Genomic DNA, 15,360 nt, shown 5'->3' with positions numbered 1-15,360 from the left:
TTGTCGCCGGTGCCGACTACCGTTGGGCGGTGATGTCCGGGGTTTTCGCACGGCTGGTGGGTCAGCGGGAGGTTGAGGCCGAACTGCTGGCTGCCGCGCGGGCGGCCCGACATGATTCATCTCACAGTGCCGCCGCGGCCGGCGCCATGTCTCACGCCTGGCTGATCACCGGTCCCCCCGGCTCGGGCCGGTCCATCGCCGCGCTGTGCTTTGCCGCGGCACTGCAGTGCACCAGCGACGGGGAACCCGGCTGCGGGACCTGCCGGGCGTGCACCACCACGATGGCGGGCACCCACGGCGACGTGCGACGGGTCGTTCCGGAGGGGCTGTCGATCGGCGTCGACGAGATGCGGGCCACCGTGCAGATCGCCTCGCGGCGGCCCAGCACCGGGCGCTGGCAGGTGGTGGTGATCGAAGACGCCGACCGGCTCACCGAGGGCGCGGCCAACGCGCTGCTGAAGGTCGTCGAGGAGCCGCCGCCGTCGACGGTGTTCCTGCTGTGCGCGCCGTCGGTCGACCCGGAGGACATCGCGATCACCCTGCGGTCCCGGTGCCGGCACGTGGCGCTGACGACGCCGTCGCCGGCGGCGATCGCCCGGGTGCTGATCGACACCGACGGCCTGGATGCGCAGACCGCCGACTGGGCGGCTGCGGTCAGCGGCGGCCACGTCGGGCGGGCCCGTCGGCTGGCGACCGATCCGGAGGCCCGCGAGCGCCGGCAGCGGGCGCTGGGCCTGGCCCGGGATGCGGCCACCCCGTCGCGGGCGTTCGCGGCCGCCGGGGAACTGGTGGCCGCAGCCGAGGCGGAGGCCCGCGCGTCCAACGCGGAGCGCGCCGAGAACGAGACCGAGGAACTGCGCACCGCGCTGGGGGCCGGCGGCACCGGCAAGGGCACCGCCGGCACGCTGCGCGGCACCGCCGGGGCGCTGAAAGACCTGGAGCGCCGGCAGAAGTCCCGGCAGACCCGGGCGTCGCGGGACGCATTGGACCGAGCGCTGATGGACCTGGCCACCTACTTTCGGGACGCCCTGCTGACCGCGTCCGCTGTCGACGGGGTGCGGCCCAACCACCCGGACATGGCCGAGAAGGTGGCGGCGCTGGCCGCGCACGCCGGCCCGGACCGGCTGCTGCGCTGCATCGAGGCGGTACTCGACTGCCGCGACGCGCTGGCCGTCAACGTCAAGCCGAAGTTCGCCGTGGACGCCATGGTCGCCACCATCGGGCAGGCGCTCATGCGCGACCTGTAAACTCATCCGCGCCCGGTGTGCCGGGCAGGCCGCCTTAGCTCAGTCGGTAGAGCAATTCACTCGTAATGAATAGGTCAGGAGTTCGATTCTCCTAGGCGGCTCCATCTACCAGCGGAAACGCTCGCTGGTGACACCGGGAAACCGGTCAGGGACAGTCCGTCTCAACACTTTCCCGATATTTTGATCCCGCGTCAGCGCTGGAAGCCCAACTGTCGAGGTGGCGCGACGCGCCGCGTCCGTCGCAGGTTGCGGTGGCGAAGCGTCGGGAACGCCCGTTGAACGTCGTACGACCAGTCGTCCGGCTCGGGAGCGTCATTCGTGTATCGAAATCACGGCTGACCGGGTGCTGCAGTGACATGCGCGTATGCAAACGGACTTTGCATGTCTACAAGACATGTAAAGAAATACAAGGATTCTTTACATTTTATAGCTTGTCTGGCAGCGTCGCAGCATGACCGCATGGAGGCCGGAGCGGCCCTACAACGACCTGCCTGCGCCGCCGGGCGTGGCAGAACTGGAGACGAGGAAGGTCCTTAAAGCTGCAATTGCCGCCAACACTGCCCTTGGGCAGCTGGACCAAGCCGTCGTATCGATTCCTAACGCAGCCGTTCTGATCAACGCGTTACCCGTGCTTGAAGCCCAGGCCAGTTCTGAGATTGAGAACATCGTGACCACTACCGATGAACTGTTTCGGCATCTTGACGATGATGCCGGTGCTGATGCCGCCACGCGGGAGACCCTTCGGTATCGGACTGCGCTCCGAAAAGGGTTCGACCTTGCTCGGCAACGGGGCGTTGCTGCAGCAACCGCAGAAGCGGTGTGCAGCACCATCAAGGGGCGAGAGATGCAGGTTCGCGCCATCCCCGGTACCCGGATAGCGAACCCGACTACGCACGAGGTCATCTATAGCCCTCCCGAAGGGAGGGATGTGATCGTCGAGAAGCTCTCCCAGTGGGAGAAGTTCGTGCACGCCGGCGACGGCATGGATCCGCTTGTTCGGATGGCTGCTGCCCATTACCACTTCGAGGCGATCCATCCGTTCTCTGACGGCAATGGGCGAACGGGTCGGATTCTCAACGTGTTGATGCTGGTCGAGGCGGGCCTGATACGCCTCCCGGTCCTGTATCTGTCGCGCTACATCATCGACACCAAGAACGACTATTACCGGCTCCTTCTCAGCGTCACCGCCGATGGGGCTTGGGAAGACTGGATCTGCTACATGCTGACCGGCATCGAGCAGACCTCGCGCTACACGCTCCGGAAGATCGAAGCGATCAGGGGGTTGCAGGAGGACTACGCGGGCCGGGCCAGGGCTATATCCAAGGGAGGCGCGGACGCAGAGTTCCAGTCGGTTCTCTTCGAGCAGCCCTACTGCCGAATCAACACTGTGATCAAGCGGTGTGGCGTGTCCCGGCCGACTGCGACAGCGTGGCTGGGAGCGCTTGCCGAGGCAGGGATGCTTGAAGATGTCAAGATCGGCAGGGACAGGCTGTTCATCAACCGGGAGTTCCTCCGACTCCTGGTTCGCAGCGGGTAGGTCATTTCACCTAAGCGGCGCCATCCCCGGTCAGCTCCGCCAGCGGCAGTCGCACTGCGAACACGGTCTTCCCCTCGCGGGATTCCACCCCCACCGTGCCGTGGTGGGCCTCGATGATCGAGGCGACGATCGCCAGCCCCAGCCCGGTGCTGCCCGACTCCCCGGAGCGGGCCCGGTCGGCGCGGACGAACCGCTCGAACAGGTGCGGCAGCATCTCGGGGTCGATCGCCGGCCCGTCGTTGGCGACGGTCAACTCCGCCGTCGGCCCGCCCACGCCGGACCGGTGCACGGTGATCGCCGCCGTGACGGTCACCCCGGCGGGGGTGTGGGTGCCGGCGTTCTTCAACAGGTTCGAGACAACCTGGTGCAACCGCGCGCGGTCGCCGCGCACCCACACCGGCTGTTCGGGCAGGTCTTTGATCCACTGATGCGTCGGTGTCGCGGCGGCGGCGTCGTTCACCGCGTCCAGGGTCAGCTCACCGAGGTCGACGGACTCGATCTGCAGGTCGTCGCCCTCGCTGAGCCGGGACAGCAGCAGCAGTTCCTCCACCAGTGAGGCCATCCGCTGGGATTCGGATTCGATTCGGGCCAGGGCGTATTCGGTGGTCGGCGGCAGCGCCGCACTGTCCTGCCGGGTCAGTTCGGCGTAACCCTGGATCGCCGCCAGCGGGGTGCGCAGTTCATGGCCGGCGTCGGTGATGAACTGGCGCATCCGCCGGTCGGACTCGCCACGGTGCGCCAGCGCGTCATCGACGTTGTCCAGCAGGCGATTCAGCGTCAGCGCGACGATCCCGACCTCGTTCTGCGGGTCGAGATCACGGTCGCGGACCCGCACCTCGATGCGCCGGCCGCCGTCGATCAGCGGCATGCCGGCGACCGTGGCGGCGGTGGCGGCCACCCGGCGCAGCGGCCGTAGCGCGACGTTGACGACGGTGATCGTCAGGATCGCGGTGACGATCAGGGCTGCGGTGAAAAGTAGTGCGGCAGCGGCCATTCGGTGCGAGACGGTGTGCTCGGCGAGATTCAGCGACGCGCCGATCACCAGCAGGTGCCCGCCGTCCGCTGCGCGGGTGTCCACCCGATAGTCGCCCAGGTCGCCCAGCGCCAGGGTGCGCGGCGGCCCGTCCGTCCAGGACTGTGCGGCGATCGCGGCCGTCACGTCCGGCGGCGCCGGGTACGGTTCCTCGTCGGTGAACACCGCCGAGGCGATCACCCGCCCGTCGCGCAGCACGGCCAGCACATTGCCGGGCGTCTGATCGGTGAAACCCAGCAGCGCATCCTGTATCGCCGGTCGGCCCGGATCGGCCCGGTACTTGGCGAACGAGTGACTGAACGCGTGCAGCGACTCGGAGACGTCGGCGTCGCTGGTCGCCGTGACGTAGCTGCGCAGGTTCAGCAGTGAGACCACCCCGACCGCCACGAACGCCGCGGTGACTACCAGGGAGACCCCCAGCACCAGTTGGCGGCGCAGCGACCGCGGACGGATCATCACGCCGGCTTCAACAGGTAGCCGACCCCGCGGACCGTCGTGATCATCGGTTCGGCGTCGGTGTCGATCTTGCGGCGCAGGTAGGAGATGTACAGATCGACGATGCTGGTCCGGCCGGCGAAGTCGTAGTTCCACACCCGGTCCAGGATCTCCGCGCGGGTCAGTGCCCGCTCCGGGTTGCGCATCAGAAACCGCAGCAGTTCGAACTCGGTGGTGGTCAACATGATCGGGGTGCCGCCGCGACTGACCTGACGGCTGGCGCTGTCCAGCGTCAGATCTCCGACGGTCAGCACCTCGTCGGGCGGCGGCGCCGACTGGCTCGACCGGCGCAGCAGACCGCGGAGTCGGGCGACCAGTTCCTCCAGGCTGAACGGCTTGGTCATGTAGTCGTCGGCGCCCGACGTCAGCCCGGTGACCCGGTCGGTGACCGAGTCGCGGGCGGTCAGGAACAGCGCCGGCACATACGGATCCGCCTCGCGGACCCGCTGCAGAATCTGCAGGCCGTCCACGTCGGGCAGCATGATGTCGAGTACCAGCACGTCGGGCTCGGCCTTGTGGAAGCCGGCGATCGCGTCGCGGCCGTTATGGGCGACGTCGACGACCCAACCCTCGTAGTGCAGCGCCATCGTCACCAGATTGGTCAGCGCCGGCTCGTCGTCGACGAGCAGCACCCGGATCGGTGAACCGTCCGGCCGGGTGATCCGGGGCAGCTGACCCAGAATGGCCTTGCGTGGATGCTGACCGACCGTGTTTCCCGACATCAAGGGTCATCCTCCTACATCGGACCCGGTCAGCCGCCGAGCAGACGCTGTTTGCGCTGGTTGAAGGTGTCCTCGGTGAGGATCCCGGTGTCGCGCAGTTCGACGAGCGCGCGCAGTTCGGCGACCACCGGTTGGACGGGCCGGGTCGGTGGTTCCTCTGGTTCATCAGGGGATTCGGCGCAGAGGGGTGCCGGGGCGGCTGCCTGTTCCCGACGGCCGGCCGACCCGGCCAGCGCCCGCCCGGCGGCGCCCGCCAGGGCCAACTGGGTGAACGGAATCTCCGCGGCGCTCGTGACCGCCGACGCGGCTGCGGCGCTGGACTGTGCGGCCACCAGCGTCACCTGCCGCAGCGCCGCCGGCGCGGCGGCGGCCCAGGCCTGCGGGACCGACAGCGCACCCAGTGGCACCGCCCGCCCGGCGCTGGCGAACACCGCGCCGGTGCGTGCCGCGCCGGCGATACCCGGCTTCGCCCCGGCCAGGGAAGCGCCCAGCCCGCCGGCACCGCCCGGCACCGGGGTGATGCTGCCGATCATGCCCAGCCCGCCCAGCGCCCCGAAACCCTCGCCGCTGAACGGCCCCAGGCTGGCCGCCTCGATGGCCAGGCTGCCGAACTCCAGACCGGCACCACCGCCCTCGAACGGGGCGAAGCTCTCCACCTCGATCGCCGTCACCAGGACGTCCAGTTCCAGCCCGAGCTCACCGGCGCCGTCGTACCCGCCGGAATCCGCGGCCGAACCCGCCGTCTGCTTGGGGGCGGTGAACGACGGGAGTTGGGTGGCGGCTTGGGCGTTGGCAGCGTAGCCGTACATGGCGGTGCTGTCCTGTGCCCACATCTCGCCGTAGTGGGCTTCGGTGGCGGCGATGGCGGCGGTGTTCTGCCCGAGCAGGTTGGTGGCGACCAGGGTGGCCAGTCGGGTGCGGTTGGCGGCGACGACGGCTGGGGGCACGGTCATGGCGAACGCGGTCTCGTAGGCGGCCGCGGCGGCTTCGGCTTGGCTGGCGGCGTGGCCGGCCTGGGTTGCGGTGGCGTGCATCCAGGTCACATAGGGCGTGGCGGCGGCCGCCATCGCCACCGATGCCGGTCCGAGCCAGAACTCGCCGGTGAGGCTGGTGATGACGGCCCGGTAGGCCTGCGACGCCGACGCCAGTTCCGTTGCCATGGCCTGCCAGGCGGTGGCGGCCGCGCGGATCGACCCGGAGCCGGCGCCGGTGTACATCAGTGCGGAGTTGACCTCCGGCGGCAGCACCGCGAAATTCATCGGTCGCCCCCGGCGTTGGCGCCGGCCACCAGGCGCTCGTGCTGCCCGGCGTATTCGGCGTCGGTCAGCACACCGGCGTCGCGCAGTTCGGCCAGCCCGCGCAGTTCGGCGATGATCTCCACGCCGCTCATCGGCTTGACCAGCGATTCCGGTTCGTCGTCCGGCGGTGGTGCGGCCCCCGTCAGCTGCCGGGTGGTCGGTTCGGTCTGATCCCGACGGCCGGTGGAACCGGCGATGGCGCGCCCGGCCATCCCGGCCAGTGCCATCTCCGAGAACGGGACCTCGGCGGCTGCCGCAGCCGAGGTGGCCGACTGCACCGAGAGCAGCGAGACCTGCCGCAGCGCCGCCGGTGCCGCCGCAGCCCAGGCCTGTGGCACCGACAGCGCCCCCACCGGCACCGCCCCGCCCACGCTCGCGAAGATCGCACCGGCCCGGCCCGCCACAGCGGTCGCCGGCGCGACGTCGCCGATCAGTCCCAACTCACCCAGCGCGCCGAAGCCGATCGCGGCCTCCTCGGGAAACGCCAACTCCGCCAACGTGATCGCCAGACCGCCGAACCCGCCGCCGAGGCCGACCGCGCCGAACGGGCCGACGCTGCCGATCTCCAACGCCGCGCCGGCCAGGTCGAACGCTAGGCCCGGCGAGATGGCGCCACCGGTGGCATCGGCGGCTGAAGCGGCAGCCCGGGCAGTATGGCCGGGGGCGGTGAACGCCGGGAGCCGGGTGGCCTGGGCCGCGTCGGCGGCGTAGCCGTACATGGCGGTGGTGTCCTGGGCCCACATTTCGGCGTAGTGGGCTTCGGTGGCGGCGATGGCGGGAGTGTTCTGCCCGAGCAGGTTGGTGGCGACCAGCGTGGCCAGTTGGGTGCGGTTGGCGGCGACGACCGGTGGCGGGACGGTCATCGCGAACGCGGTCTCGTAGGCGGCGGCAGCGGCTTCGGCCTGACCCGCGGCGTGGCCCGCCTGGGTTGCGGTGGTGTGCATCCAGGTGAGGTAGGGCGCGGCAGCGACTGCCATCGCCACCGACGACGGCCCGAGCCAGGTTTCGTCGGTGAGTGCGGTGATGACGGATCGGTAGGCGTACGAGGCGGTTTCGAGTTCGGTCGCCATGGTCTGCCAGGCGGTGGCGGCGGCGCGGATCGGTCCGGAGCCGGCGCCGGTGTACATGAGTGCGGAGTTGACCTCCGGCGGCAGCACCGCGAAATTCATCGGCTGTCCCCGCGCCGGTCAGCCGGCCGCGGCCGCGTTCGCCGCCTCGGCGACGGCGTACGACGTCGCGTTGCCGCTGAGCGTCGCCACGAACATCTGATGCACGGCTGCGGCCTGGCTCGCCATGGTCTGAAACAGCGTGCCGTGGCTGTTGAAGCGTGCCGTGGTCAGCAGCGAGACCGCATCGGACGCCGGCGGCAGCACCGCGGTGGTCGGCCCGCTGACCGCCGCGTACTGGGCTTGCAGCCCGGACCCGATCCCACGCAGGTCACCGGCCGCCGCCGCCAGCAGTTCCGGTTGTGCCACAACGAAAGACATCGGCTGTCCTCAACCTCCTTGGATCGCGTGCCTTCGACGGTATTTTCGAGCGCACGGGCCCGGCAACCTGGCATGCGGCACTCATACGAAACGCATATCTCGGCGTGCCGACGAGGGCTCCAATTCCCGTGACCGTGCATAATTGACCGGCCGACCTGGGGGTTTACCGGTGAACTCTGCACCTTCGCGGGGAGGGGATCAGGCCGGCGCGAGATGCCCCACCGGCCCCGCCGCGATGCACACCGACAGCGCCGCGGTGTCGGCGCGGGCGACGACGGAGGTGCCCGCGCCGGGCAGTCGGACGAACACCCGGTTCAGCCCCGGATGCACCCGGACCCGCACCGGCGGCCCGTCGGAGAGCGACAGCGTCATCGCGCCGTCGGCGTTGGCCAGGTAGTTGATCTCGGCGGTCCAGTCCGACGGCAGCAGTGGCCCGTCCAACCCGAGTGTGGCCGGCTGATCCGGCTGCACCAGGTACCCGCACCTGGCCACCGGACCGGGCACCAGCGTGCGCACCCAGGTCACCTTCGCGTCATGCAACCGGCCGGTGGCGTCGAGCATCCGCAACCGTGATGTGGCAGAGGCGAATTCGGGTCGATCCTGCACCAGAGCGAACAGGTGGCTGGCCAGGTTCTCCGGGTAGACGACGCGCTGCAGCACCAGCGGGTCCACCTCGAAGTCGAGCAGCGGCGCCCCGGAGTCCGCGCGGGCCTCGGCCAGGGCACGCCGGGCGTTCTGCAGGTAACCGCGCGCCGGGTCGTCGCGCCAGGACGCCGCGAACGTGGCCGTCGAATACAGGCTGCTGACGGCGAACCCCACCGCCAAAGCCGTCACCGCCACCGTCCGTGCTACCGAGGCGTCCAGCCACCGGGCCGCACCCCGGTTCGGCGCACAGAACCCGACCGCGCCCAGCAGCGCCAGCGCCACCACCAGGTCGGCCAGATAGCGCAGCGTCTGCGCCAACTCCAGCGCGGTGAACGCCGAGGACCGCATCAGATAGATCGGCACCTGACACAGCGCCGCGTAGCCGGCCGCCGCCAGCCACACCACCGCAACCCGGCGTTTGCGCAGCGCCGACAGCGCCAGCAGCCCGGCCAGGACCAGCCACCCGAGCGTCATCACCGTCGGGCCCGGCAGCGCCCACGGCGACGCCGGCGCCCAGCGGGCCCAGGTCCACGGTCCGCCGGCCAGGCCGGGCACGATCCCGTGGGTGATCGAGCGCCACAACAGATCCCGCGTCATGCTCAGATCCAGGCTCCACCGGCGCTGGTTGACCACCGCCAGGTACACCCCGACCCAGCCGGCCGTCAGCGCGAGCGTCGGCACCCACAGCCGAATCCCGGCTCGCCACACCGTGATCGCCGCGCGCGAAACACGCTCGCCCTGCACATACCCCAGCAGCACCGTCACCGCGAACGCGACGAACGGCACCACCGCCGTCTTCTCGAAGAACAACAGCCCGCCCAGATAGGCGAGCACACCGGTGATCGCATACCGCTGATTCCCGGTGCGCACCAACAGGATCGCGTCGGCGCAGACCCAGGCCAGCGCCGTGGTCATCGGCAGCGCGTTCAGCGCCGCCGCCCACCACGCGAACGCCGGCAGCGACAGCGGGCTGAACAGCGCGAACGTCAACGGCACCAGCAGCACCGGCCGCCAGCCCAGGATCACCCACAGCGCCCGCAGCAGCGCCAGCGACGCCAGCAGTTGCAGCACCACCAGGCTGGCCGCCGGCGCCGCCCACACCAGCGGCCAGGCCTGGGTCAGCGCACCGGCGAGCAGGAACCCGCCCGGCATGACGTGACCGTCGTGGTCGTCGAACAGATACCCCAGCGACAGCAGTGGCTGGGTGCCGGCCTTCCCGACCAGGATCAGGTCGTCCCAGTAGAAGTAGCCGGCAAACGCCACCGCAGCACGGACCGCCAGCTGGACCGCGACCAGGGTCAGGGCCAGCCAGCAGACCCAGTGGCGGCGCGCGAGCATGGGTCTTTCTTACCTGGTCGGTATGGTGAGCCGGTGCGAGCACTGGTCACCGGGGCAGCCGGTTTCATCGGATCCACGCTGGTCGACCGTCTGCGGGCGGACGGTCACGCGGTGGTCGGGCTGGACAACTTCGCGTCCGGGCGGGCCACCAACATCGAGCACCTGGCCTCCGATGCGGACTTCAGCTTCGTCGAAGCCGACATCGTCACCGCCGATCTCAACGACCTGCTCCAGCAGTGCCGCCCCGAGGTGGTGTTCCACCTGGCCGCCCAGATCGACGTGCGGCGCTCGGTGGCCGACCCGCAGCACGACGCATCGGTGAACGTGATCGGCACGGTCCGGCTGGCCGAGGCGGCACGCCGGGCCGGGGTCCGCAAGATCGTGCACACCTCGTCGGGCGGCTCGATCTACGGCACCCCGGCGACGTATCCGACCGGGGAGACCGTCCCGACCGACCCCGCATCGCCGTACGCCGCCGGCAAGGTCGCTGGGGAGATCTACCTGAACACGTTCCGGCACCTGTACGGGCTGCAGTGCTCGCACATCGCGCCGGCCAATGTCTACGGCCCCCGCCAGGATCCGCACGGGGAGGCCGGGGTGGTGGCGATCTTCGCCCAGGCGCTGCTGTCCGGCAAACCCACCAAGGTGTTCGGCGACGGCTCCAACACCCGCGACTACGTCTTCGTCGACGACGTGGTGGACGCGTTCGTGCGGGCGGCCGGACCGGACGGCGACGGGCTGCGGTTCAACGTCGGCACCGGGGTGGAGACCTCCGATCGGCAACTGCACACGGTGGTGGCCGCCGCGGCCGGCGCACCCGATGACCCGGAGTTCCACCCGGCGCGCCTCGGCGACCTGAAACGGTCCTGCCTGGACATCGGTCGCGCGCAGCAGTTGCTCGGCTGGCGCCCGGAGATGCCGCTGGCAGCCGGTGTGCAGCGGACCGTCGACTATTTTCGGCTGGTCGGGCAGTCCTGACCGCTGTGGCATACTCGTCCGACGGAGGGGAGTATTCCTTCGCTGCGGTGTCGTCATCACGTCGACCGTCATCGGACGACCGGGGCCGCGGGCTGCTGAGGCGGCGGAAGAGACCTCCAGCGCTTTAGTGACGCTGGAGGTTGTTCATGCGTATTGCCGTTCCCGCCCTGCCGAACCTGATCGCGACCGGAATCCGGGCGACCGCCGACGCCGTCGGCTCCGCGGCCGCCGCAGGCATCGAGTTGGCCGTCATGCCGGTGCGCGCCGGGGCGCTGGTGCTCTCCGGCGAGACCTCGGTGTCGACGCTGGCCCGCAAGCACTGGGCCGGTGAGCGCCGGGCCTGGATCGAGGTGCGCGGGCTGACCGGCCCGGACGGCGCCGAACTCGGGCAGGCCGTCGTCGCCGCCCTGCGCGACCACCCCGGTGTGGAGTCGGTGCAGTTGAACCGGCCGCTGTCCCGAGTGGTGGTGGAGATCGACGAGGGCGGGCCGTCGCTGAAGGCGCTGTGCGCGGTGCTCGACGGGGCTGAAAAGAACTGCCGCCGTGAGCCTTCCGAACACCGACCGGACAGCCTGCCCGGTGACGGACTGTTGCTCGCGTTGCGCGGGGCCATGTTCGGGCTGAACGCGGCCGGACTCGCGGTGGCGACCGCCGGGCGGGTGCTGCGCATTCCGGCGGCGCCGGTGGCGTTCGACGCGGTCGCGGCGGTGGCCAGTTACCAGCCGTGGGTGCGTAATCTGCTGCAGGACCGGATCGGCGTCGTCGCCACCGACACCGTGCTGTCGCTGGTCTCACTCGGCGCGCACGTCGCCACCCTGTCGGTGACATCGCTCTCGGTGGACCTGGCGCTGCAGGGCATCAAAGCCACCGAAGCCCGATCGGCGGCGCTGGCCTGGAACCGCTGCGAACCGGTGTTCGCCCGGCACGCCGGCCAGTCCGACGCACCCGCACCCGGCCGCCCCACGCCGGCACCGGAGGGACCGGCCGAACGGCACGGCCGGCGCATCGCCTGGGTGCAGTTGATCGGCGCCGGCCTGGTCGGCGCCATCACCCGCGACGTCACGATGGCGTCGACGGCCGCGGTGACGGCGGCCCCGAAAGCGCTGCGGATCAGCCGGGAGGCGTTCGCCGCCACCCTGAGCCGCGGGCTGGCCGACCAGCACGGTGTGTTGCCGCTGCGACCGGCGGCGCTGCGCGGCCTGGACAAGGTCGACGCGCTGCTGATCGATCCGCGGGTGCTGTGCGAGCCGACGCTGCGGGTGGTGACCGTGCGCGGTGCCGGCGCGGCCGAACTGCCGGCCGCCTGGGCGGACGCCCAGCGGTTGCTCGACGAGCCGGGCCTGACCCCGGGGTGGCACCGGTTGGCCGGCCGGGCGGAGCCGGTGACGGCGCTGATCGCCCCGGTGCTGCACCCGCTGGCGTCCGCGCTGCTGGTCGAGGCACGCGCGGCCGACGTCGAACTGGTCTCGCTCGATCTCCCCGACACCCTCGGTGAGCTGCGCACCGCGTTCGACGAACTGCGGCCCGTCGGCGCCGGTGTCGACGACGCGCTGGCGGCCGCGCTGACCGAACTGCAGCAGGCCGGGCGCACTGTCGCCGTGCTGTCCGCAGGCGCGGACCGGGCGCTGGCCGGCGCCGACCTGGCCCTGGGCATCATGCCGGCAGGCGACACCGCCCCGCCGTGGCACGTCGACCTGCTGCTCGACGGCCTGGCCGGCGCGTGGCAGGTGCTGCGGGCGTTGCCCGCCGCCCGGGAGGCGACCCGGCGCGGCATCACGCTGTCGGCCAGTGCCTCGGTGCTCGGCGGACTGCTGCTGGTGCCCGGCATCCGGGTCCGGCGGGCGAACATGCCGGGGCCGGTGACCGTCGGCGGCGCCGCCGGGCTGTGCTCCGGTTATCTGCTGGCCCGCAAGGTCGTCCGCACCCCCGCGCCGCGGCCCGCCCCGGCCCACGAGTGGCACGCGATGTCGATCGCCCAGGTCCGCCAGATCCTGCCGCAGCCGAACCTCACGGCCCGGGTGTCAGACGCCGCCGCGACCCGGCCGCCGAACACCGCCTGGCAGTTCGTCAAGGCCGTGCGGGCGGAGCTGTCCGACCCGATGACCCCGATCATGGCGGTCGGTTCGGCGGCCACCGCGATCCTCGGTTCGCCGATCGACGCGGCGATGGTCGGCATCGTCCTGGTCGGCAATGCCATGCTCGCGGCCGGTCAGCAGATGCGGGCCGAGAGCCGGCTGAACGTGCTGCTGGCCCAGCAGACCCCGCCCGCGCGCACCGTCACCCCCGGACCGGACGGCACCGGCTACACCGAGGTCCCGGCGGAACTGCTGGCACCCGGCGACGTGATCGAGGTCCGCAGCAACGAGGTCGTCCCGGCCGACGCCCGGGTGATCGAGGCGACCGACCTGGAGGTCGACGAGTCCTCGCTCACCGGGGAGTCGCTGTCGGTGGACAAGCAGACCGCGCCGACACCGGGCGCCGAACTCGCCGAGCGCAGCTGCATGCTCTACGCGGGCAGCACCGTCATCGCCGGGACCGCGGTCGCGATCGTCACCGCCGTCGGCGCCGACACCCAGACCCGTCGGGCCGCCGAACTGGCCGCCGGTGATCTGCCGACGGTGGGCCTGCAGCACCAGCTCAGCGAGGTGATGTACCGGGCGTTCCCGGTCAGCGGCGCCGGCGGGCTGCTGGTCGGCGCACTCGGGATGCTGCGCGGCGGGCAGCTGCGCACCGCGCTCGGCGACGCGATCGCGATCGCGGTGGCCGCCGTGCCGGAGGGCATGCCGCTGATGGCGACGCTGGCGCAGTACGCGTCGGCGCGCCGACTCACCGGAACCGGGGCGCTGGTGCGGGTGCCGCGGGCGGTGGAGGCGCTCGGTCGGCTCGACGTGGTCTGCTTCGACAAGACCGGCACCCTGAGCGAGAACCGACTGCGGGTCACCCGGGTGTGCCCGGTCGACGGCCGCACCGACGCCGACGTGCTGCACGCCGCCCTGCACGCCGCCCCGTGGGCGCACGGCGACGCGCACGCCCACGCCACCGACCAGGCGATCATCGAAGCGGGAGTCGACGCGGCGGTCCCCGGCCCGGCGGCGGCGCCGGACGTGTACCTGCCGTTCCGTTCCGGCCGGGCGTTCTCGGCTGCGGTGACCGGCACCGAGCTCAGCGTCAAGGGCGCCCCGGAGACGGTGCTGGCGGCCAGCGGCGCGACGGACCGGCAGCCGCAGGTCGACGAGTTGGCGGCCGCCGGGCTGCGGGTGATCGCCGTCGGCCGGCGCACGCTGAGTCCCGCGGAAGCCGACGCGGTCCGCTCCGACCCGGACAGGATCACCGAACTGGCCGGGCATGGACTGGAGCTGACCGGGCTGCTCGGCATCTCCGACACCCCGCGCCCGGGGGCGGCGAAGCTGCTCGCCGACCTGACCGACCGCGGCGTCGGCATCCGGCTGATCTCCGGCGATCACCCGATCACCGTCACCGCGATCGCCGCGGAACTCGGCCTGGCCGTCGACGCCGACGGGGTCATCACCGGCTCGGAGTGGGACGCGCTGTCCCGCCGGGAGCAGGAGCGGGTGGCGTGTGAGCGGGTGGTGTTCGCCCGGATGACGCCCGAGCACAAGGTGCAGATCGTGCAGACCCTGGAACGGGCCGGCAAAGTCAGCGCGATGGTCGGCGACGGCGCCAACGACGCCGCCGCGATCCGGGTCGCCACGGTCGGGGTCGGGGTGGTGGCCCGCGGCAGCGATTCGGCGCACACGGTCGCCGACGTGGTCCTCACCGACGGCCGGATCGGTGCGCTGACCGACGCGATCGACGAGGGCCGGCGGCTGTGGCGCGGTGTGCAGTTGGCGGTCTCCGGGCTGCTCGGCGGCAACGCCGGCGAGGTGATCTTCTCGGTGATCGGCACCGCGTTCACCGGCATGTCACCACTGAACACCCGTCAGCTGCTGCTGATGAACACCCTCACCGATGCGCTGCCGGCGACCGCGGTCGCGGTGAGCACCCCGGCCGGTCCGGTGCAGCGGGTCGCCGGCGGCGGCCTCGACGAACGCGAACTGTGGCGGGCGGTGGCCTACCGCGGGGCGATCACCGCCACCGCCGCCACCGCGGCGTGGGCGATGGCCATGTCCACCGGGCTCACCGGGCTCTCGGCGCTCACCGGTTTGGGCGGCGGCCAGCAGCGCGCCGCCACCGTGGCGCTGATCTCGCTGGTCACCACCGAACTCGGCCAGACCCTGGTCGACTCGCACGCCCCGCTGGTGCTGGCCACCGCGGCGGGCTCATTCGCGGTGTTCGCGCTGGCGGTCAGCACGCCCGGGGTCAGCCAGTTGCTCGGCTGCACGCCGATCGGCCCGATCGGCTGGCTGCAGGCGCTGAGCACCGCAGGTGCGGCGACGGCCGCGGTCGCGGTGCTGGGCCGGGGTCGGGCGGCGCGGGACGACGAACCGGCTGCGGATGCTCCACCTGCAGCACACCCGCCCGCCACAGCAGCGCGTACAGCTGCTGACAGGGCGGAGTCAGCAGCCGCGCCAGTGTTGCGGCTAGTGGGTCGGCCAGAACCTCAGTTCCCCGCATACCCG

General features: G+C 71.4%; 10 protein-coding genes, 1 tRNA gene and 1 pseudogene. 5 read left to right on the top strand and 7 right to left on the bottom strand.

Annotated elements, in window-relative coordinates; genetic code table 11:
- The first annotated feature begins 32 nt into the window (after positions 1-32).
- The 3 genes from KIH27_RS06405 to KIH27_RS06395 all read left to right on the top strand — a co-directional run bounded on the left by KIH27_RS06405 (position 33) and on the right by KIH27_RS06395 (position 2,784).
- Positions 33-1,247 (top strand): DNA polymerase III subunit delta', encoded by a 1,215-nt coding sequence (locus KIH27_RS06405; protein ID WP_214092100.1) that lies wholly within the window; start codon positions 33-35, stop codon positions 1,245-1,247.
- 28 nt (positions 1,248-1,275) lie between these two features.
- Positions 1,276-1,351: transfer RNA gene (locus tag KIH27_RS06400), tRNA-Thr, on the top strand.
- A 347-nt stretch (positions 1,352-1,698) separates the two neighbouring features.
- A complete protein-coding gene (locus KIH27_RS06395) occupies positions 1,699-2,784 on the top strand; it encodes a Fic family protein (protein ID WP_214092099.1) in 1,086 nt (361 codons plus the stop codon).
- A gap of 10 nt (positions 2,785-2,794) precedes the next feature.
- Here KIH27_RS06395 and KIH27_RS06390 read toward each other — a convergent pair whose 3' ends face one another.
- From KIH27_RS06390 to KIH27_RS06365, 6 genes are all read right to left on the bottom strand, one after another.
- The gene (locus tag KIH27_RS06390) at positions 2,795-4,273 is read right to left on the bottom strand and encodes a sensor histidine kinase (protein WP_214092098.1); all 1,479 of its coding nucleotides are present in this window, start codon (positions 4,271-4,273) and stop codon (positions 2,795-2,797) included.
- On the bottom strand, positions 4,273-5,034 hold the full coding sequence (locus KIH27_RS06385) for a response regulator transcription factor (RefSeq protein ID WP_214092097.1): 762 nt from the start codon (positions 5,032-5,034) through the stop codon (positions 4,273-4,275). The genes KIH27_RS06390 and KIH27_RS06385 overlap by 1 nt, the downstream gene beginning before the upstream one ends.
- Positions 5,035-5,063: 29 nt before the next feature.
- Positions 5,064-6,293 carry a PPE family protein, SVP subgroup gene (locus KIH27_RS06380; RefSeq protein WP_214092096.1) on the bottom strand — a complete coding sequence of 410 codons (1,230 nt, stop codon included), beginning with the start codon at positions 6,291-6,293 and terminating at the stop codon, positions 5,064-5,066.
- A complete protein-coding gene (locus tag KIH27_RS06375; RefSeq protein WP_214092095.1) occupies positions 6,290-7,501 on the bottom strand; it encodes a PPE family protein, SVP subgroup in 1,212 nt (403 codons plus the stop codon). Before KIH27_RS06375 ends, KIH27_RS06380 begins: the two co-directional genes overlap by 4 nt.
- A gap of 18 nt (positions 7,502-7,519) precedes the next feature.
- Positions 7,520-7,819, bottom strand: coding sequence for a PE family protein (locus KIH27_RS06370; protein ID WP_214092094.1), 300 nt, complete (start codon positions 7,817-7,819; stop codon positions 7,520-7,522).
- Between the two features lie 198 nt (positions 7,820-8,017).
- The gene (locus KIH27_RS06365) at positions 8,018-9,802 is read right to left on the bottom strand and encodes a hypothetical protein (RefSeq protein ID WP_214092093.1); all 1,785 of its coding nucleotides are present in this window, start codon (positions 9,800-9,802) and stop codon (positions 8,018-8,020) included.
- Between the two features lie 33 nt (positions 9,803-9,835).
- Here KIH27_RS06365 and KIH27_RS06360 point away from each other — a divergent pair, with 33 nt between their 5' ends.
- Together KIH27_RS06360 and KIH27_RS06355 are read left to right on the top strand one after the other, a co-directional pair.
- Entirely contained in the window at positions 9,836-10,780 is a 945-nt protein-coding gene (locus KIH27_RS06360) for an NAD-dependent epimerase/dehydratase family protein (RefSeq protein WP_214092092.1), read from the top strand.
- A gap of 146 nt (positions 10,781-10,926) precedes the next feature.
- Positions 10,927-15,126, top strand: a pseudogene (locus KIH27_RS06355) (HAD-IC family P-type ATPase); the annotation flags it as partial.
- On the opposite strand, the gene KIH27_RS23175 reads toward KIH27_RS06355, so the two are convergent.
- Entirely contained in the window at positions 15,101-15,355 is a 255-nt protein-coding gene (locus KIH27_RS23175; RefSeq protein ID WP_307856801.1) for an Rv1535 domain-containing protein, read from the bottom strand. The pseudogene KIH27_RS06355 and the gene KIH27_RS23175 overlap by 26 nt on opposite strands.
- Positions 15,356-15,360: the final 5 nt, after the last annotated feature.

This window comes from Mycolicibacter acidiphilus, from assembly GCF_018455725.1.
In the GTDB taxonomy this organism is placed as follows: Bacteria; Actinomycetota; Actinomycetes; order Mycobacteriales; family Mycobacteriaceae; genus Mycobacterium; species Mycobacterium acidiphilum.
Note: the sequence above shows the minus strand (reverse complement) of the source record. Positions and strands in the feature narration are given on the sequence as shown.

What these genes read in the sequence shown, in the direction of transcription:
- KIH27_RS06390 (WP_214092098.1), bottom strand. Translation starts at nt 4,273, where the DNA reads ATGATCCGTCCGCGGTCGCTGCGCCGCCAACTGGTGCTGGGGGTCTCC.
- KIH27_RS06380 (WP_214092096.1), bottom strand. Translation starts at nt 6,293, where the DNA reads ATGAATTTCGCGGTGCTGCCGCCGGAGGTCAACTCCGCACTGATGTAC.
- KIH27_RS06385 (WP_214092097.1), bottom strand. Translation starts at nt 5,034, where the DNA reads ATGTCGGGAAACACGGTCGGTCAGCATCCACGCAAGGCCATTCTGGGT.
- KIH27_RS06365 (WP_214092093.1), bottom strand. Translation starts at nt 9,802, where the DNA reads ATGCTCGCGCGCCGCCACTGGGTCTGCTGGCTGGCCCTGACCCTGGTC.
- KIH27_RS06370 (WP_214092094.1), bottom strand. Translation starts at nt 7,819, where the DNA reads ATGTCTTTCGTTGTGGCACAACCGGAACTGCTGGCGGCGGCGGCCGGT.
- KIH27_RS06395 (WP_214092099.1), top strand. Translation starts at nt 1,699, where the DNA reads ATGACCGCATGGAGGCCGGAGCGGCCCTACAACGACCTGCCTGCGCCG.
- KIH27_RS23175 (WP_307856801.1), bottom strand. Translation starts at nt 15,355, where the DNA reads ATGCGGGGAACTGAGGTTCTGGCCGACCCACTAGCCGCAACACTGGCG.
- KIH27_RS06375 (WP_214092095.1), bottom strand. Translation starts at nt 7,501, where the DNA reads ATGAATTTCGCGGTGCTGCCGCCGGAGGTCAACTCCGCACTCATGTAC.
- KIH27_RS06405 (WP_214092100.1), top strand. Translation starts at nt 33, where the DNA reads ATGTCCGGGGTTTTCGCACGGCTGGTGGGTCAGCGGGAGGTTGAGGCC.